The 18468-nt window shown below is 56.1% G+C and carries 19 protein-coding genes and 1 pseudogene; 7 read left to right on the forward strand and 13 right to left on the reverse strand.

Annotation, left to right across the window (positions count from 1 at the left end; all coding sequences use genetic code 11):
* Positions 1 to 54 precede the first annotated feature (54 nt).
* The gene (locus EX31_RS23930; protein WP_013576340.1) at positions 55 to 1551 is read right to left on the reverse strand and encodes an MFS transporter; all 1497 of its coding nucleotides are present in this window, start codon (positions 1549 to 1551) and stop codon (positions 55 to 57) included.
* A gap of 362 nt (positions 1552 to 1913) precedes the next feature.
* On the opposite strand from EX31_RS23930, the gene EX31_RS23935 reads away from it, so the two are divergent.
* The 4 genes from EX31_RS23935 (at position 1914) to EX31_RS23950 (ending at position 5779) form a co-directional block, all read left to right on the forward strand.
* Positions 1914 to 2852, forward strand: coding sequence for a glycine betaine ABC transporter substrate-binding protein OsmF (locus EX31_RS23935; RefSeq protein WP_037037192.1), 939 nt, complete (start codon positions 1914 to 1916; stop codon positions 2850 to 2852).
* 61 nt (positions 2853 to 2913) lie between these two features.
* Entirely contained in the window at positions 2914 to 4083 is a 1170-nt protein-coding gene (locus tag EX31_RS23940; protein ID WP_037037194.1) for an ABC transporter permease, read from the forward strand.
* Entirely contained in the window at positions 4080 to 5024 is a 945-nt protein-coding gene (locus EX31_RS23945; RefSeq protein WP_037037196.1) for an ABC transporter ATP-binding protein, read from the forward strand. Before EX31_RS23940 ends, EX31_RS23945 begins: the two co-directional genes overlap by 4 nt.
* Entirely contained in the window at positions 5021 to 5779 is a 759-nt protein-coding gene (locus tag EX31_RS23950) for an ABC transporter permease (protein WP_037037199.1), read from the forward strand. Before EX31_RS23945 ends, EX31_RS23950 begins: the two co-directional genes overlap by 4 nt.
* A gap of 63 nt (positions 5780 to 5842) precedes the next feature.
* Here the strand turns inward: EX31_RS23950 and EX31_RS26610 are convergent.
* Positions 5843 to 5944: pseudogene (locus tag EX31_RS26610) on the reverse strand (hypothetical protein); the annotation flags it as partial.
* A gap of 225 nt (positions 5945 to 6169) precedes the next feature.
* Here EX31_RS26610 and yedA point away from each other — a divergent pair.
* Positions 6170 to 7087, forward strand: a complete 918-nt coding sequence (yedA, locus tag EX31_RS23955; RefSeq protein ID WP_013576334.1) for a drug/metabolite exporter YedA — start codon at positions 6170 to 6172, stop codon at positions 7085 to 7087.
* A gap of 42 nt (positions 7088 to 7129) precedes the next feature.
* On the opposite strand, the gene EX31_RS23960 is transcribed toward yedA, so the two are convergent.
* The 9 genes from EX31_RS23960 to EX31_RS24000 are packed head-to-tail and all read right to left on the reverse strand — an operon-like array spanning position 7130 to position 14040.
* Positions 7130 to 7666 carry a DUF3833 domain-containing protein gene (locus tag EX31_RS23960; RefSeq protein WP_037037201.1) on the reverse strand — a complete coding sequence of 179 codons (537 nt, stop codon included), beginning with the start codon at positions 7664 to 7666 and terminating at the stop codon, positions 7130 to 7132.
* A 20-nt stretch (positions 7667 to 7686) separates the two neighbouring features.
* On the reverse strand, positions 7687 to 8214 hold the full coding sequence (locus EX31_RS23965) for a hypothetical protein (RefSeq protein ID WP_037037204.1): 528 nt from the start codon (positions 8212 to 8214) through the stop codon (positions 7687 to 7689).
* Positions 8214 to 8714, reverse strand: coding sequence for a DUF2878 domain-containing protein (locus EX31_RS23970; protein ID WP_037037208.1), 501 nt, complete (start codon positions 8712 to 8714; stop codon positions 8214 to 8216). The genes EX31_RS23965 and EX31_RS23970 overlap by 1 nt, the downstream gene beginning before the upstream one ends.
* Positions 8711 to 9943, reverse strand: a complete 1233-nt coding sequence (locus EX31_RS23975; protein WP_037037211.1) for an SAM-dependent methyltransferase — start codon at positions 9941 to 9943, stop codon at positions 8711 to 8713. The genes EX31_RS23970 and EX31_RS23975 overlap by 4 nt, the downstream gene beginning before the upstream one ends.
* A 2-nt stretch (positions 9944 to 9945) precedes the next feature.
* Positions 9946 to 10662, reverse strand: coding sequence for a DUF1365 domain-containing protein (locus EX31_RS23980; protein ID WP_037037214.1), 717 nt, complete (start codon positions 10660 to 10662; stop codon positions 9946 to 9948).
* Complete coding sequence (locus EX31_RS23985) at positions 10659 to 12017, reverse strand: NAD(P)/FAD-dependent oxidoreductase (protein ID WP_037037215.1); 1359 nt, start codon at positions 12015 to 12017, stop codon at positions 10659 to 10661. Before EX31_RS23985 ends, EX31_RS23980 begins: the two co-directional genes overlap by 4 nt.
* 1 nt (position 12018) lies before the next feature.
* On the reverse strand, positions 12019 to 12735 hold the full coding sequence (locus EX31_RS23990; protein WP_013576327.1) for an SDR family NAD(P)-dependent oxidoreductase: 717 nt from the start codon (positions 12733 to 12735) through the stop codon (positions 12019 to 12021).
* Positions 12735 to 13190, reverse strand: coding sequence for a nuclear transport factor 2 family protein (locus tag EX31_RS23995; protein ID WP_231576108.1), 456 nt, complete (start codon positions 13188 to 13190; stop codon positions 12735 to 12737). The genes EX31_RS23990 and EX31_RS23995 overlap by 1 nt, the downstream gene beginning before the upstream one ends.
* Positions 13180 to 14040 carry a MerR family transcriptional regulator gene (locus tag EX31_RS24000; protein WP_037037218.1) on the reverse strand — a complete coding sequence of 287 codons (861 nt, stop codon included), beginning with the start codon at positions 14038 to 14040 and terminating at the stop codon, positions 13180 to 13182. The genes EX31_RS23995 and EX31_RS24000 overlap by 11 nt, the downstream gene beginning before the upstream one ends.
* Positions 14041 to 14219: 179 nt before the next feature.
* On the opposite strand from EX31_RS24000, the gene EX31_RS24005 reads away from it, so the two are divergent.
* The gene (locus tag EX31_RS24005) at positions 14220 to 14789 is read left to right on the forward strand and encodes a helix-turn-helix domain-containing protein (RefSeq protein WP_013576324.1); all 570 of its coding nucleotides are present in this window, start codon (positions 14220 to 14222) and stop codon (positions 14787 to 14789) included.
* A gap of 27 nt (positions 14790 to 14816) precedes the next feature.
* Complete coding sequence (locus EX31_RS24010; RefSeq protein WP_015690215.1) at positions 14817 to 15353, forward strand: GNAT family N-acetyltransferase; 537 nt, start codon at positions 14817 to 14819, stop codon at positions 15351 to 15353.
* A 603-nt stretch (positions 15354 to 15956) separates the two neighbouring features.
* On the opposite strand, the gene EX31_RS24015 is transcribed toward EX31_RS24010, so the two are convergent.
* Together EX31_RS24015 and EX31_RS24020 are read right to left on the reverse strand one after the other, a co-directional pair.
* A complete protein-coding gene (locus tag EX31_RS24015; RefSeq protein WP_015690214.1) occupies positions 15957 to 16952 on the reverse strand; it encodes an ABC transporter permease in 996 nt (331 codons plus the stop codon).
* 11 nt (positions 16953 to 16963) lie between these two features.
* Positions 16964 to 18445, reverse strand: a complete 1482-nt coding sequence (locus EX31_RS24020; RefSeq protein WP_156106996.1) for a sugar ABC transporter ATP-binding protein — start codon at positions 18443 to 18445, stop codon at positions 16964 to 16966.
* Between the last annotated feature and the right edge of the window lie 23 nt (positions 18446 to 18468).

The following is an 18468-nucleotide window of genomic DNA, read 5'->3' on the forward strand; positions in this document are numbered from 1 at the left end:
TTTAAAACCCCCTCCCAGCCTCCCCCTTCGCAGGGGGAGGAGCAAGGCAAAAACCTAAACCGGTTTAATTTCCTGCTGAAAATCCTCAGCATCCACATCATATCCCGACGGTTCCCAGCGTACCGCTGTCAGTACGATTAAGCCTGCCAGTGGCGCTAAGGCGATCACCCAGAACACGCCGGTGCCGAGTGCGGCGGAAAGCACCGGAAACAGGAACAGTGAAAGGGTGGAGCTGGCGCGCATCAGCGTCTGATTGAAGCCGACACCCATGCCGCGCAGTGATGTCGGGTAGCTCAGTGACGCAAATGTCATGGTGTGCGATCCCGGACCGAAGCCCTGACCGAACAGGAATAACGCCAGCATGGCGATGGAAATTGCGGCTTCGCCACCGTCTGCCGGGCGGCCTACCAGTGCCAGACCGATCATCGCCACCAGCTGGCAGGCGTAACCGGCGTAGGTCATTTTCCATGCACCAAATTTCGACACATACCGTACCGCAATCAGACCACCGACAAAGGCGAAGCACAGGTTCAGGCCGAGCGAGAACAGAATGGTGCTGATCATCGATTGTTGCAGGAAGCTGGATAAAATCACCGGTAACCCGAATGCCACAGCGTTATAGGCAAATGACGAGGCCACCGCCGTCACGGTCGCCAGCACGGTGCGCCGCAGATAAATGCCCTGCAACAGCGTGCCGTAGTTACGCCATGCGGCTTTGCGCACTTTCACCTGCGGTGTTTTGTCCGCATCTTCAGCCACTACCGCATTGATGTTGTAAGACTTTCTCAGGATCGCCGCAGCACTTTGCAGGTCGCCCTGATTGGCCGCCCAGACCGGCGATTCATTCATATAACGGTGACGGATAGCGATAATCAGAATCGCAGGCACTGCGCCGAAGCCGAGGATCAGACGCCACAACCAGTCGGTGTGCGTGGCAGGCAGTACTGCGTAAAGCAGCAGCACCAGCAGATACGAGACGCTGATCGCCGCGTACCACGTCGGGCACCACATTGCCACGCGCGAGGCTTTATTGCCGCGCCCCTGAAGTTTTGAGAACTCCGCAAGAAATGCCATCGCCACCGGTAAATCGATGCCGACGCCTAATCCCATCACGAAGCGCGACCCGCCGAGCACCCATTCGTTGGGTGCAAAGGCGCAGGCCAGCGCGGCAATCACGAAGAAGAACATATCAGCCATAAAGACGCGGTAACGGCCGATTTTGTCGGTCAGATAGCCGCCGAACAATGCGCCGACAATCGCTCCGAAAGTGATCGCCGAGGCCACAAAGCCCGCGCCGGAAGGCGTCAGCCCAAACTGGCGGGTGATGTCTTTCATTCCGAAAGCCAGCGCACCGAGGTCATAAGCGTCGAGGAAAACGCCGCCGAGTGCGATAGCAATCACGATGCGTGCGTCGCTGATTTTCGCTGCGCCGCGGTTCACTAACTGAGTAATATCGGCAGCGGAACGAATCACCACCGGCTGGTCAGACGCAGAATCTGCGCTGTAATCCCCTGAAGAGGCGGTCTGAGAGGCCGCAATTGAATCAGACATTGTTGTGTTTACGCTTTTTGACAAAAAAACCAGCATAGAGGCGAGGTGATGCCGGTCACAAGTCCTGATTAGACGTTGCGTGAAAACAAATGGCTATAAGTTAAAACAAAGTGATCTAAAAGGCAGCGGTGAACATCTTCTTCGGGAGAAACAGCCTGTCTTGTCTCAGTGATTTAGCGGATAAGCTTCGAACATTTATGCATTTTACTCCGCTTCCGCCGCCTGCTTTTATGGCTCACTCTCCGTTTCCCTGCGCGAAATTGGACTATTCTTGTTAGCAGCTTGTTTATTCAGATGAAAGCCGAAAGACAGAGCAGTCGCCGGGCGACAAAAACCAACATAACCCGATAAGAGGATAGAACATGACTGTAACAACTGGGCGAGTACGGGGATTTTCAGTGGCAGCACTGGCGCTGGCTTCCGTGGTAAGTTTCAGCGCACAGGCCGCTGATGATGCCGTGCGTGTCGGCTCAAAAATTGATACCGAAGGGTCGCTGCTCGGTAACATTATTATTCAGGTGCTGGAAGCCAACGGTATTCACACTACCAATAAATTGCAGCTGGGAACGACGAAAGTGGTGCGTGGCGCAATCACCGCCGGTGAAATCGATATCTATCCGGAATACACCGGCAACGGCGCGTTCTTCTTCTCCGACGATAAAGACCCGGCGTGGAAAAATGCGCAGGCCGGTTTCGATAAAGTCAAAAAGCTGGATTACGACCAGAACAAAGTTGTCTGGCTGGATCCGTCTCCGGCCAATAACACCTGGACTATCGCGGTACGTCAGGACGTCGCGAGTGCGCACAACCTGAAATCGCTGGGTGATTTGGGCAAATACATCAGCAGCGGCGGCGATTTCAAACTGGCGGCGTCAGCCGAGTTTATCGAGCGTCCGGATGCCTTACCGGCGTTTGAGAATGCCTATGGCTTCAAGCTTAATCAGGCGCAACTGTTGTCTCTGGCGGGCGGTGATACGGCGGTGACTATCAAAGCGGCCGCTGAGCAGACTTCCGGCGTCAATGCGGCAATGGCTTACGGCACTGACGGCCCGGTAGCGGCGCTCGGCCTGCAAACGCTGGAAGATCCGAAAGGCGTACAGCCGATTTACGCGCCTGCGCCTGTCATCCGCGAGGCCGCACTGAAAGCGCATCCGAACATTCCTGAATTGCTCAAACCGGTGTTTGCTTCGCTCGATACCAAAACGCTGCAGGGGCTGAACGCGAAAATCGCGGTTGATGGTCAGGATGCGAAGAAGGTGGCGGCGAAGTACTTGCAGGAAAAAGGTTTCGTTAAAAAATAACCGGGCAGTGACCGCCCTGAGCACGATCTTCGGATCGTGCTCTCTGATATCAGGTAATGTTTTGACTTATCACTCACCCGTTAAAAACCGCGTCCTGCTGACGCTGGTTTTGCTGCTGTTGCTGGCCGGTTTCGGGCTGGCTTTTGTCAGCCATGCGCCCAACCGGCTGGTATCCGGTAAAGGCATTTCACTGGCGAGCCTGCTGCATGGCTATTCTGCGTTACTCCTGTTGCCTGCCGTTTTGCTGCTGGCCTGCGCCTTTCTGACCCTTTATGGCCGCCATCATTTGCTGGTGATGCTGCTGGCGGAAATCCTGCTGGCCGTGCTGGTCTGGCTGGCCGGTCACAGCGCGGTGCAACTTGCGGGGGGCGATGAAGACAGTATCGCGCGCACCTCACTCGGCGGGGGTTTCTGGGCAGGTGCGGCGCTTTGTCTGCTGATCGCCTCCGACGCCATTTCCCGTTTTACCCGTAATCACAGCCTGCGTATTTTGCTCAACGTGCAGATGATCGTGCCGGTGGTTTTGCTGCTGGCGTACGGTCAGCTTGCTGAACTTTCGCTGCTCAAGGAATACGACAACCGTTCCGACGTGTTCAACGATGCGCTGTGGCAGCATCTTGGCATTTTGTTTGGCACGCTGGTGCCTGCGGTGCTGATCGGTCTGCCGGTCGGGTTGCTGTGTCACCGTAAACCCCGCTGGCGCGGGCCGGTGTTGTCGGTGCTGAATATTATTCAGACCGTGCCGTCGATTGCGTTGTTTGGCCTGCTGCTCGCACCGCTGGCGGGGCTGGCAAAAGCGCTGCCGTGGCTGGCTGAACACGGCATCAGTGGCATCGGGCTGGCACCGGCGATTATCGCGCTGGTGCTGTATTCGCTGTTGCCGCTGGTGCGCGGGGTGATTGCCGGGCTGGAGTCGGTGCCGGAATCGGTGATCGAATCTGCCCGCGGCATGGGCATGAACCGTGCGCAGGTGTTTTTCCGCGTGCAGATGCCGATTGCCTTGCCGGTTATCCTGACAGGCGTGCGCATTGTAGCGGTGCAAACGGTCGGTATGGCGATGGTTGCGGCGCTGATTGGCGCGGGCGGACTGGGCGCCATCATGTTCCAGGGTCTGCTCAGCAGTGCGCTGGATCTGGTCTTGCTTGGGGTGATCCCGGCGGTGCTGATGGCCGTTGTTGTCGACAGCGTCTTTAAATTTGCAGTCTCAATTCTGGAAACCACACGCAGATGATTCATTTCAAGCAGGTTAGCAAACACTTTGCCGGAAAAGCGGTCGTGCGCGATCTCACGCTGGAAATGGCCAAAGGCGAATTCACGGTGCTGATCGGCACCTCTGGTTCAGGGAAATCCACCACGCTCAAAATGATCAACCGGCTGGTGGAGCACGATCGCGGGGAGATTTTATTTGCCGGTGAACCCATAGAAAAATTCCGTGCGCAGGATCTGCGCCGCCGGATGGGTTATGCGATCCAGTCCATTGGCCTGTTCCCACACTGGACGGTGGAGGAGAATATCGCCACCGTGCCGCAATTACTGAAATGGCCGAAGGCGAAAATCCGTGACCGCGTGACTGAACTGCTCGAACTCCTCAATCTCGATCCGAAACAGTTCCGTCATCGTTATCCGCATCAGCTTTCCGGCGGACAACAGCAGCGCGTCGGTGTGGCACGGGCGCTGGCTTCTGACCCGGAAGTATTGCTGATGGATGAACCTTTCGGCGCGCTCGATCCGGTGACCCGCGCGACGTTACAGGAAGAAGTGGCGCGCATCCATAAAATCACTCACCGCACCATTGTACTGGTGACGCATGACATCGACGAAGCGCTGGCGCTGGCCGACCGCATCGTACTGCTCAATGACGGACAAGTGGTGCAGCAGGGGACGCCGCTGGAATTGCTGACCCGACCGGCGACGCCGTTTGTGCGTGATTTCTTCGGTGGCAGCGAGATAGGGATCCGCTTGTTGTCGCTGCGCGACGTGGGTTCGCTGATGCGGCGCGGCGAGCCGTATTCCGGCAACCAGTTACCGCTGACCGATACCATGAGCCTCAGTCAGGCGCTGTCAAAATTTGTCGCGCAGCAGGCTCAGCAGTTACCGGTGGTGGATGAACAAGGGCAACCGCTCGGCGTGCTGCATTTTGCGGATCTGACCGCACCGGAGGGCAGCGCATGAAACGGGTATTTGCAGATCCTCTGATTTGGTTATTCGCTTTATTGCTGGCGCTGATTTTCGGTATGACCTCGCTCGGCGGGCTGTTCCACTGGATGTTCCCTGAACTCAGCAGGCCGGTGTATCAGCAGGAAAGCTTTGCCGCGCTGGTGGAAGCCCATCTGTTGCTGGTCGGCATTTCCAGCCTGATTGCGGTGATTATCGGCGTAGCGGCGGGGGTGGGCGTAACACGTCCGGCGGGCAAAGAATTCCGTTCACTGGTGGAAACGCTGGTGGCGATGGGGCAGACGTTTCCGCCGGTTGCGGTACTGGCAGTCGCGGTGCCGGTGATGGGATTCAGTGAAAAACCGGCGATTATTGCGCTGGTGCTTTACGGGTTGCTGCCGATCCTGCAGGGGACGATTGCCGGGATTGAATCGGTACCGGCGTCGGCGCGGGAGATTGCGCAGGGCGTGGGGATGAGCCGCTGGCAGATGCTGCGGAAAGTGGAAATTCCGCTGGCCGCGCCGGTGATTATTTCCGGCATCCGCACGTCAGTGATTATCAATATCGGGACGGCGGCGATTGCCTCGTCGGTCGGCACGTTAAGCCTCGGCTCGCCGATTATTATCGGCCTGAGCGGTTTTAATACCGCCTATGTATTGCAGGGTGCGGTAATTGTCGCGTTGCTGGCGATTTGCGTAGATATGCTGTTTGAACGCTGGAGCCACGGGTTACAACGCTGGCAGCAGCGGTCAGTGGACGAATCAGTTCGTTGACGCAGACGGCGGCGCAGGCACCACGGAAGGGGCGTCGTTATCGCTGACCGGTTTCGCGTCGTCCTGAATCACCACCGCATAACCGGCAACCATCACGCCACCAATTGCGCCAATCGCCATCAGACCAAACAGCGCGATAAATAATTTTTTGCCTAGCGAATTCATGTGCAGTACCTCAGGATTTTGAACGGCGAATTATAAATCGTTTCCTCACCCCTGCAACAGACTATTCATGCTGTGATTACTTTTAACGGTGATGTCAGCGCATTTTTTGTCATATACAGAAACTTTTTAGCAACATTTTGAGGCGATCGCACGGATTCCCTTGCCGGAAATCAGGGCAATAGCGTTAACTGTTTGCCTTCATTATCACGCTAATAAGTTATTCCTATGACTGGTTCCGCCACCCGTTCCCTGCTGCCATTAATTGCTGCACTGTTTGCGCTGTATTTTATCTGGGGTTCGACCTATTTCGTGATCCGCGTGGGCGTGGAAAGCTGGCCGCCGCTGATGATGGCCGGGCTGCGTTTCTTCGTCGCCGGATGTATTTTGTTCACGTTTTTATTGCTGCGCGGGCATAAAGTCCCGACGTTGAAGCAGTGGATGGCCGCCGGTGCCGTAGGTATTTTGCTGCTCTCTGTCGGTAACGGGCTGGTGACGGTGGCGGAACATATGCAGGTGCCGTCGGGCATTGCCGCCGTAATGGTCGCCACCGTGCCGCTGTTTACCCTGTGTTTCAGCCGCCTGTGGGGAATGCCCAACAGTCGCCTGGAATGGACCGGTGTCGCCATCGGCCTGTTCGGGATTGTTCTGCTTAATACTGGCAGTAATCTGGAAGGGAACCCGTGGGGCGCGGCGCTGATCCTGCTCGCCTCACTAAGCTGGGCATTCGGTTCGGTGTGGAGTTCTCGCTTGCCGCTGCCAACAGGCCTGATGGCGGGTGCGGCGGAAATGATTATCGCCGGTGTGGTGTTGCTGGTGGCAAGTCGTGTCACCGGGGAACACATGACCGCGACGCCTTCGCTGAGCGGCTTTCTGGCGCTCGGTTATCTGGTGGTATTTGGCTCGATGATTGCCATCAGCGCCTATATGTTTCTGCTGAAAACTGTGCGTCCCGCCGTGGCCACCAGTTATGCCTATGTGAACCCGATTGTGGCGGTGTTGCTCGGCATCGGCTTCGCCGGTGAATCCTTGTCTCCGGTCGAATGGGTAGCGTTGGGCGTGATCCTCTGCGCGGTGCTGCTGGTGACGCTGGGGAAATTGGTGTTCGGGCGTAAGAAGACGGTGATTAAAGAAGTGAAAGTTTAAAATCCCTCCCCTTCGCAGGGGAGGGATCAGACCGGGTTAAGCCTATTTTTTCTCAAAGAAAATCGTCACCCGCGCCACTTCCACGCCGAATTTTTTCAGCGCGGTGACGTTAAACAGGTGCTGTTCGTCCTGCTGATAAATCCAGTCATCGAACGTCAGCCGGTAGGTGCTGCCGCCTGATTTTACGTCCATCACGTATTTCCAGTTAAAGGCATTGCCTGCGGATTGCCCGGTGGCGGTGCCGATAATGTCGCCCGCCGTGCCGGTATAGCTGCCGTCCGCCAGTTTGCGGATCCGCCAGACGCGGGTCTGTTTCTCACCGTCGTCATACACAAAGTCTTCATGCAACGTCAGCGTATCGCCCGCCACGTCACCGCGGATTTTCACGGTGAAGCGCCGGGTCTGTTTGTTGCTGTAATCCTGCACCATGCCGTAGGCCACGCTGTCACCGGCAAACCAGGTGAAAATATCCAGCTTCGGTTGCGCTTGTGCGTAATCCTGAATATTGGCTTTACAGCCGGTGAGTAACAGCATTCCGCCGACGATCAGCGTGACAAAAATCTTGCGCAGAACAGTCATAAAACCTCCATAAGATGCCATTAATCTGACGCGGATGCGCCGGTCAGCTTGCTGCGTAAATCAGGATATTGCGTGGCGGGCGAGAGCCAGATCGCCAGAAAGGCATCGCGGAATGCCGGGCTGAAAGGCTGACCGACCGGTGTGCTCAGCACGCTGTTTGCGGGCTGGCTGTAAAACTGGCCGCCATTTTCAGTGGCGACAAACATGATTTCGCTGCCGTTGCTGACATCCGGCCAGGTGTTTTGTACCGCCTCCAGCCAGCCATTTTTCTGTGCCTGTGCCAGTAATCCCAGTGCCTGCCATTGCTCTTCTGTCGCTTTGGTCAGCTCCTGATGATCAATGCTGCGCAGATACTCAATCTTCAGCGCCTGCGGCCATTTTCCGGCCTGATACTTACCGTCGGGCGTCAGCAGTTGCGAATGATAAACCTCAAAAGGCCCCCAGCTCAGCGTGGCACGCCCGACCTGTTGCCATTGGTTCCACGGCGTGGCGGCAAAGGCAGAAAAAGAAATCATCAGCGAAAGTACGGCCAGAAATGCGCGCATCATCAGGTTTTCCGCTCTGTGTCATGGCTGAGCAGCACCGGCAGGCTGATCAGCGGTAAGAATATCGCCCAGCCCGCCGCCAGCAGAAGCCAGACATAAACCGGTGCGGCGAGAAGTTGCATGGCACCGAGCTGCATGCCGAGGTAATAGGCCAGCGGGCCGCTGACCGCGCCGACGGGCATCAGCCAGTACCATGTCAGCCGTAAATAGCCGAGTAACCACAGCCACCAGGCGCTGAAGCCCAGCCATAACGCCATCATCCACGGCGGTACGGCGGAAGAATCGCTAAATTCAAACAGACCCAAAATGCACCACAGCGAGTCCATCATGATGCCCAGCGTACAGGCAGTGGCGACCCACAACCGGCGTTTTGATGGTGTAAACGCCAGCATCAGAAAACTGCTCAAAAGCAGGAAGAGGATAAACCGTCCGCGCCCCCAGACGGCCAGCGTCCACCAGGCATCAAAACCCAGTGTCAGCAGCCAGAAGCGCAAGGCTTTCATCCGCGTCGCTCGGCGACCAACTGCACGGTGCTGATGGTGCGTGCACGAAAACCTGCCTCGCAGTAGCACAGATAAAACAGCCACAGACGGCGGAAATATTCGTCCTGCACGCCGTCAGTCTGTGCATTCCAGTAGCGCTGTACCCGCTCGCGCCATTCATGAAGGGTGCGGGCGTAATCGGAACCGATATCGAACAGGTCACGCACCACCAGACTGGTGCAACGGGTCATGGTGTCATTCATGGCGGTAATTGAGGGCAGAAAACCGCCGGGAAAAACGTAGCACTGAATAAAATCGACGTTACGGCTGTAGGCGGCATAACGCTGGTCGGCGATGGTGATTGCCTGAATTGCCATACGCCCGTGCGGTTTGAGCAGCGCATTGCAGCGTTTGAAAAAGGTGGAGAGATAGCGTTTGCCGACTGCTTCGATCATCTCTATCGACACCAGTTTGTCGAACTGCCCCTGCAGCGAACGATAGTCTTCGAACAGCACCGTCACGCGGTCACTGAGCCCGGCTTTTTCAATCCGCTCACAGGCAAAGCGATATTGCTCGCGGGAAATGGTGGTGGTGGTGACCTGACAGCCGTATTCGCGCGCGGCAAATTCGGCCATCGCGCCCCAGCCGGTGCCGATTTCCAGCAGATGATCGCCCGCTTTTAATTGCAGCTGTTCACACAGGCGGCGCATTTTGGCTTCCTGCGCCTGTTCCAGCGTCATCTGCGGCTCCTGATACCAGGCGGAGGAATACAGCATCTTCTCATCCAGAAAACCCTGATAAAAATCGTTGCCCAGATCGTAGTGCGCCGAGATATTTTTACGCGCCTGCGACGGACTGTTGCGGCGGAAAAAATGAATGACTTTTTTGGCCGGTGTGCTGAGCCAGCTGAGGCGTGCCTCGATTTTATCGACCAGCTTCAGGTTCTCGGCCAGCAGTTGCAGCACGACGGTCAGATTAGGCGTGGTCCAGTCGCCATCAATAAAACTCTCACCCGCTGCGACGCTGCCGCCCAGTAAGACACGCCGGTAAGCGCGCTGATGCAGAATGTCAATTTCACCCTGCAAGATGGCCGCCGGATCGCCAAAAAATATCGCCTGCTCACCGGGTTCACGCAGTGTCAGGCCCGCGCCTTTGAGCTGCTTCAGGACGCTAAGGATGAGCGCGCGCGCCGCTTTGCTGCGCCTGTTATTCGTCCCTTCACGGGCGAGTTGCATTTCAGGTTGGCTCATGGTCAGTCCTTATCAACGGGAGGATGAGAATAAATGGGTGCCCGTTTCAGCCACAGTTTCAGTGCCTGCCAGTAGATAGTCAGTGCGGTTTTAGCGGTCATGACAGGCAGCCGCCACAATTGCTGACGCAACGCCGCGCGGGTCAGCGGACGGGCTGTCAGTGAAAGGGCGGCATCGAATTCCCGTTCTTTACGGTGATTTTCGATAGTGATGTGTAACTGCTTTCCAGGGGGTGTCAGCCGCCAGTGATAGACCATGTCCATCGGATTAAAGGGCGACACATGAAAGGCTTTCGGCACCGGTTGTGAACCGTCAGGCAAAACGGCGTAGGTGTGACGTTCGTTCCAGGGGGTATTGCGCACCTCGGCCAGCATCCAGCGCAAAACATCATGCTGATCATAAAGATAGTAAAAATTCACCGGATTGAAATAACAGCCGAAATAACACAACTGACATAACAACATCACCCGCCCGTCCGGGCGTTCGCCGGTCAGCGCTTCAATTCTCGCCTGCGCTTTGGTTTTGATATCACCGCCGCCGAGATAATCTTTGCGGCGAAAACTGGCGGCGGAAAACCGGTCGAGCTGGATACCTTGTGCAGGTAACTGGTCCAGTTCATCAAGGTCAATCAGCGGCATGAAAATATCGTAGTCGAATCGGTGTTCAACCGGCGTAAACCGCCGATGGCGCACCGTGCCGACATACAACTGGCTGTTCATGACGCCTCCCGTTTTTCCTGCTCATTCTGTTGCTGCGCACTGAAAAGTTGCAGATTGAGTTGTTCCACCACGTCACGCGCACTGTTGACACCGTCTTCGTGAAAGCCGTTGTACCAGTACGCACCGCAGAACCAGGTGCGGTTGTGGCCGTTGATCCGGTGGCGTTCCTGCTGTGCGTGGCGGCTGGCCAGATTGAGAACCGGGTGCATATACGTGGTGCGGAACAGGACTTTGTTTTCATCAATCGGCGTCAGCGGATTGAGTGACACGCAAAATGTCTGCGGCGTATTCAGCCCCTGCAAAATATTCATGTTATAGGTCACGCTGGCGCGGCGGCGGTGCGAAGGATTGCTGTCGCGTATATCCGCGTGGTCCGCCAGATTCAGCGCATTCGGCAACTGATAATTCCAGCTCGCCCAGGCGCGTTTTTCGCGAGGCAGCAGGTGGGTATCGGTATGCAAAATGACGTCGTTGCTCTGATAAGGCAGGGCAGTGAGAATGCTGTGCTCATCAGCAGTGGCGTTGTCGCCCAGAATGGTCAGCGCCTGATCGGAATGGCAGGCGAAAATAATCTGATCAAAATGCGCTTCGCCATGCGGGGAATGCAGCGTTACACCGCAGGGTGTGCGGACGACTTTACTCACCGGTGCGCTGGTCAGCAGCCTGACGCTGACCGGCAGTTTTTCCTGCATCCGGCGGATATATTCCCGTGAACCGCCGGGGACCACCATCCATTGCGGGCGGTTGCTGACGTCCAGCAATCCGTGATTATCGAAAAAGCGCAGGAACATCGACAGGGGGAAATTCGCCATATCGCTCAGCGAAGAAGACCAGATGGCCGCCCCCATCGGCAGCACATAATGCAGGGCGAAAAACGGGGTGAAACCGTTTTGATCGAGCAAGTCAGCCAGCGTATCTTCGTCATTGTGCGGATTCAGCAGGCGTGCCTTGCACAGTTTGTTAAACCGCAGGATCTCGAGAATAAAGCGCCAGAATTGCGGTTTGAGCAGGTTGCGGCGCTGGGCAAACAGGCTGTTCAGCGAGTGGCCGTTGTATTCGAGTTTATTAACCGGATTGCGTACGGAAAAACTCATTTCCGTCGGCTGTCCTTCAATGCCCAGTTCTTTGAGCAGGGCAATAAAATGCGGGTATGTCCGGGAGTTATAGACAATAAAACCGGTATCGATGGCGTATTCTTTTCCGTCGGAAATCACATCCTGCGTGGCAGTATGTCCGCCTAAGGTTTCAGACGCTTCAAAGACGGTAATCTCACAGCCGGGCTGACTTTTTGCCAGCAGCCAGGCACAGCTCAGCCCTGAAATTCCGCTGCCTACAATCGCCACTTTTGTTGTCATTTTATTTCACCATTTTCCGGCATAACCATTGTTGCAAACTGACGGGCAGCAAGGAGAGCACCTTGAGTAAACGGGCAAAAAGCGGAGGGAAGGCGATTTCACTCGCACCGCGCGCCAGTTTTTTACGGATGTGCTTCGACGCCTGGGCGACGCTCACCATCATCGGCATCGGGAAGTCATTGCGCGATGTCAGTGGTGTTTCGACAAAACCCGGCTGAATCAGCGAAATGTGAATCTGACGTTTCGCCAGATCAACCGCCAGAGAGCGGGCAAAAAAGGCCAGCGCGGCTTTGGATGCCCCATAGGCTTCACTGCGTGAAAACGGCAGCAGCCAGGCGACGGAACCCACCAGCGCTATCCGGCTGCCGGGCGCTAAGCCGGGGAGCAGGGCGTCGAGGCAATTGACCGGGCCGGAAAAATTGGTGTTCATCACCCGCATGACTTTTTCGGCATCGACGACGCCGTTGTCGAGATATTCGCAGGTGCCCGCGCAAAGAATCACTAAATCGGCCTGCCTGCCCTGCAATGCTTCACGGGTAGCCTGTAAATCGGTGATATCAAAACACAGCGGGATTATCAGCGGGCTGGTTGCGGCGACGGCCGTCAGCTTTGCGCCATCTCGCCCGCAGGCAATGACCTCCCAGCCTCCGCTGGCATAATCCAGTGCCAGTTGTTTGCCAATGCCAGAACTGGCACCGGTAATCAGTACGCGCCCCATTATTTCAACCTGCCTTTGACGGCGCGCACGACACCGCCGAGCACCGGAATGTGCTCGTACAACATGGCACCGAGATCGTAATAATCGCGCTGATAGATAATAAGGTTTTCATTCAGGCGCAGATGGCTTGTGCCATCAAGAAACATTGCCTGCCCTTTTTTCAACGCGGGGTGTGAGAATTCCATCCGCCAGAACAGCGACACTTCATCACCCTGAATAAGTGGAGGCTGGATCTCAAAGCGGCAGTAATTCGTTTTCTCAAGCAGCTGCGCAAAATAGTGTTCCAGCGCATCCACGCCGTCGTAATGTGAAACCGGATCGATAAACACCACATTCGGATGATAAATAAGGGAAAGCTGCGGCAGGCGGCTGATATCAAGGTGACGGTAAAATTCGCACAGCCGTGCCAGAACATCGGCCGGGGTTGCGTGTTCAGAAGCATGTTTAAGCATCATTTTTTCCCTCCCGGCGAACAGGCTCAATACGAAGACTGGCGCGATGATCATCGTCATCGGGGGAGGCGCTGAACTCATCTTCCTTAGCGTCTGTTTCTTCTGCGCCGAGCAGGATAGCTGAGCTGCCCAGCAGGATGATCGACAAACCCTGCTCCATCCAGTTCTGCAGCCGCTGGCGCTGAACCTGCGTCAGCTTGCCTTCGGACCACAACAGAATTTGCGAGCCGCTCAGGTTTTCCAGATACGGCTCGCTGAGAGGAACTGGCAATATTTCGACCTGCAAACCTTCTTCGCACCGCACAATGGCCTCAAGCCACAACTCGGTGCTGTCTGTATTCCCCCAGCCGATCAGCGTGGCAGCCGGTCCGGGACGTTTACGGGCGGCGTTCATGCACATCACCGCGTGTTCAATGATCAGACCGTCAAGCTGGCTGCGCAGCATCAGCAGCCGTGAATCGCCGGAACTCAGGCGCTCACGCAGGGGGCGAAGCACGTTATTCACAAATGTTACCGCCGGATATTCACGACCGAACTCCAGCATCAACTGACGAACTTTTTGCGGGCGGCCATCCTGTAAGGCGGTCAGCAGCTGATGTTCTGACTGCGACCAGCCACCGGGTAGCACGTCCACTTTACCTTCCAGCAAAGATTTCACCTGACCAACCGGAATACCGCGATTGATCCAGCCCAGAATGGTGCGGATGGTGTCGAGATCATCATCATTAAACAGACGATGGCCACCCTCTGTGCGCTGTGGCTTCAGCAGGCCATAACGCCGCTGCCAGGCACGCAGCGTGACCGGGTTGATACCACAAATTCGGGCGACTTCACCGATGCTGTACAGAGACATATTTCCATCCAAATATTCATACCACTTATAAGCTAACTCTAGCGCCACATCGTAAAGTTGTACAACTTTATTATTTTTGTACAACTTGGAAAATCCTTTTGGTTACACTTTTTTAACTTGCGACATTCTCATATAAGAGATATTTTCCCTGTATTGAGATTTTACGGCAGGGTAAGAAAATGGGAGAAGGGCAGGACAATCACGATCTCCGTCTGGCGGAACGGCTGGCAGAATTACGCGTCAGCCAGGGCTGGTCACTTGAACAACTGGCGCAGATGACCGGCATCAGCCGCGCGACACTTTCACGCGTGGAGCGGGCAGAGACCAGCCCGACGGCCTCGTTGCTGGGCAAACTGAGTGCAGCTTACGGGCTGACCACTTCCCGTTTGCTGATGGCGCTGGAAGATAACCCTCCGGAGCTTATCCGCGCATCGCAACAACCGGTGTGGCATGACCGGGAAACCGGCTTCGAGCGTCGTTCCGTTTCCGCACCGGCACCGGGTTTTCGTGCTGAGTTGATTTCAGGTGTGCTGAAAGCTGGCGCCAGCATTACTTACGACGCACCGCCGGTAGAGGGACTCGAACAGCATATCTGGATGCTTGAAGGCGTACTGGAATTTGTGCTCGATGGCCGCAGCTACCGGCTGGAACCGGGCGACTGCCTGCGTTTTCATCTTCACGGCAGGACTTCTTTCTACGTACCCGGCCCGGCAGATGCCCGCTACGCCATCGTCATTTCACGTCCTTAAATGTCTGACTGAGTAAGGTTTAACATGATGCAAAACAGCAATGAAGTGGTGATCAGTGAAGTGCAGGGCGGCGTATTGTCGCAAATCGATCTGGATGCGCTGGCCGAAACCCTGATGCAGTCCGTGGCGTTGGGTGCCAGCATCGGTTTTATTTTGCCTTTCGGTTTTGTGCAGGCGCAGGCGTTCTGGCAAAAGCTATTACCGGCTTTTGAGCGTGGCGAAAAACGCCTGCTGGTGGCGCGCATGGCAGGAAAAATCGTCGGCACGGTGCAACTGGTGGTCGATCAGCCCGCCAACGGCGCGCACCGCGGTGACGTGGTTAAACTGATGGTTCACCCCGATGGCCGCCGCAAGGGTATCGCGCGTAAACTGATGACGGCGGTTGAAGCGCTGGCACGGGAAGAGGGTAAAAGCTTGCTGGTGCTGGATACCGTCACCGGCAGTCCGGCACAGACATTGTATGAAAATCAGGGTTTCACCCTGAGCGGGACGATTCCGCATTATGCGATGTCGACGGGGGGAATGCTGGAGTCGACGAGTGTGATGTATAAGGTGCTGGTGTGATCTGATTTTGACCGAATCAGGGGCGGTTTTAACTTCAACTTCAAATTCAAATTCAAGGTCGTGGGCGTCGGCCCACACCGACTTGGGGGACGGCTTATCGCCGCCGCCCCCCAAGACCCCCCGGGCTCTTTCACTGCGCGCTCCGCTCGCTGACTATGTTTCATCAGCCGCAGTGATAGCCGCAAAATCCCGCCGCTGCGCGGTTCCCTCCCATCGGGTTACAACCCGCGCAAAAACATGCGCGGTTTTCCACCTCTCGTCCGGCGGTATTTTGGAACCGGCCTCAGGCTCTTAATTCACAACCTGACTGATGTTGAAATCTAAAAACTCCTGCCTTTGAGTTTAAGATCTTGCGGGCGATTCAGAAATCTTGCTGAACGGAGCGGCCTGGAGACCCGAGGCTCCAGGACCGAGAGAAGGGACCGCGCAGCGGCAAGATTTCCAGCCGGTCGCTGTGGTTGCTGAAACATAGTCAGCGAGCGAAGCGCGCAGTTAAAAAAACGCAGGATTCCAAAGGGTTTCGTTTAAAACCCTTTGGGCCAGTGTGGGCGGCGAGCCCACGGTGTTGACCTTAAAGAGGCCGAAATATAGCAGCGGCCTCCGCTATCTCTTCTGGATATATGTCAGCGCTAACGCCACCGCCAGCACTAACCCTTTGATGATATCCATCGCATAATACGGCACCGACAACATCACCAGGCCGTTCGACAGCACGCCTAAAATCACCGCGCCAAGCAGTGTGCCGAGCGCATTAGGCTTACCGGAACCTGCCAGCGAGAAACCGATATAAGCGGCGGCAACGGCGTCCATCAGATAGCCGCCACCGGCATTCACCTGCGAAGAACCGATGCGTGACGCCAGCAAAATCCCGCCTGCACCGGCCAGAACAGATGACATCACATAAGCAATCACGCGGTAGCGCGCGGTACGGATCCCCGCCAGACGTGCGGCCAGCGGATTTCCGCCGATGGCGTACATGCGGCGGCCATGCTTGGTCAGCGACATAAACAGTTGCACCGCAATGGTCACGACGGCCATCACGATCACAATCACCGGCACCTGACCGAGCAGGCTGAACACCGCGGGTACCGTGCCTTCGGCCATGTCGCCGCTCGGCAATAACATGTTTTCAGTGATGGAACCGCCGTAGCTGTAAGTCATCGCTGCGCCCTGAATCACAAACAGACTGGCGAGCGTTGCCAGCATGTCAGGAATTTTCAGGATGACGATCAGAAAGGCGTTGAACAGGCCGACCAGCGTACACAACGCCAGCGTGATAAGTATCGCTTCGGTCGTGCCGAAACCGTGCCAGACGAACATCGAAATCACCAGCGCATTGGCAAGCGATGCCGTGGAGCCGACCGATAAATCGAAGCCGCCGACCGCCAGGGAAATCGACACGCCGATGGCAATCACCGTCACGATGGCAATCGAACGCAAGATATTGATGATGTTCGACGGTTCGAGGAAGTTATCTGACGCCAGCCCAAAAGCGGCGATCAGCAACACCACGGTCAGCAACATGCCCCATTTATATAAAAATTCGAACAGCTGATGACGCCACGGCTGGCGGGCATCGGGCACGTTTTCTTTACTCACCACGGCTTTGTTCACGCGGGTATTCCTCCGGTTGAATAGACTAATAAGGTTTCTTCGTCGACGTCTGCGGCGTTCAGTTCGGCGACGATACGGCCGTCCCATAACACCAGAATGCGGTCGCATAAACCGACCAGTTCGGCGAACTCACCGGAAGCATAAATAATGCCTTTTCCCTGTTGCGCCAGGCCGTCGATCAGCCTGAACACGTCCGTTTTGGCCTTGATGTCCACGCCTTTGGTCGGTTCGTCGAAGATCAACACCTGACTCTCACTGCGCAGCCATTTCCCGATGGCGACCTTTTGCTGGTTGCCGCCGGAAAGCCGGGCCAGCTTCTGCATCGGCCCGGAAGCGCGAATGCCTAAGCGGCTGATAATGTCTTTTGCCCATGACAGCGACTGGCGCGTTTTGAAAATACTCCAGCGCGAAAAGGTGTCATCAGCGGTCACACTCAGGTTCATCGGGATATTTTCGTCAATGAAAATCCCTTCCTTGCGCCGTTCTTCCGGTACTAATGCCAGCCCCTGTTCGACAGAAAGGTGCGGCTCCTTCGGCTTCCACGGTTTGCCATTCAGCTCACCGCTTTCTACCTGACTCGGCGTTGCACCAAACAACGCTTTGCACAGTTCCGTTTTTCCGGCTCCCGCCAGCCCGGCGATGCCAAGAATTTCGCCACGATGCAGACGTAGCGAGATATCCCGCAGTTTGTCTTTGTCATGCATCCCGTGAATGCTTAGCAGAGTTTCACCGCTGTGCGGCGGGCGGCGCGGTGGATAAATATCGTCGAGCTGATGGCCGATCATTTTCTCGATGATGTGTTCATTGCTCAGACCGTCCATGCTGTCATCGCTGACCAGACGCCCGTCACGCAGCACCGTCATACGGTCGCAGATATCGCGCAGTTCATGAATGCGGTGCGAGATAAATACGATCGCCATTCCTGCGGCTTTCAGCTTGCGTACCAGCGCGAACAGGCGCGCACTTTCTGCCTGATCCAGCGGGGCGGTCGGTTCATCAAGGATCAGAAAACGGCATTTATGCGATAACGCCCGCGCCAGCAAAATCAGTTGTTTCTCGGCCAGCGTGCAGCTTTCGATCCGCGCCCGCAGGCTGATGTTCAGGCCGAGCTGCTCAGTCAGCAGTTGCGCCTGGCGATAAAGCTGCGGCCAGTTATGCAGATGGCCCGGTTCGGAAAGGCGGTCGAGCATGATGTTTTCCGCAACGTTCAGCGTCGGCACCAGCGCGACGTCCACTTCCTGCTGCACCAGATGAATACCGTGCTCGCGGGCATGATGCGGCAGGCGGATATTTACCGCTTCGCCGTCGATAGTGATCTGCCCGGTGTAATGGTCATGCGTGCCGGAAAGCACCGCCATCAGCGTCGATTTCCCTGCGCCGTTTGCGCCGACTAATGCATGGACGGATCCGCCTTCCAGCGTGAAATCCACCTGGCGCAGGGCAGGAAAACCGGCAAATGAAATCGAGATATTACGCATCTCAAGGAGGGAGGAAGTCACTG

The organism is Rahnella sp. WP5 (assembly GCF_000745615.1).
GTDB classification, from domain to species: Bacteria; Pseudomonadota; Gammaproteobacteria; order Enterobacterales; family Enterobacteriaceae; genus Rahnella; species Rahnella aceris.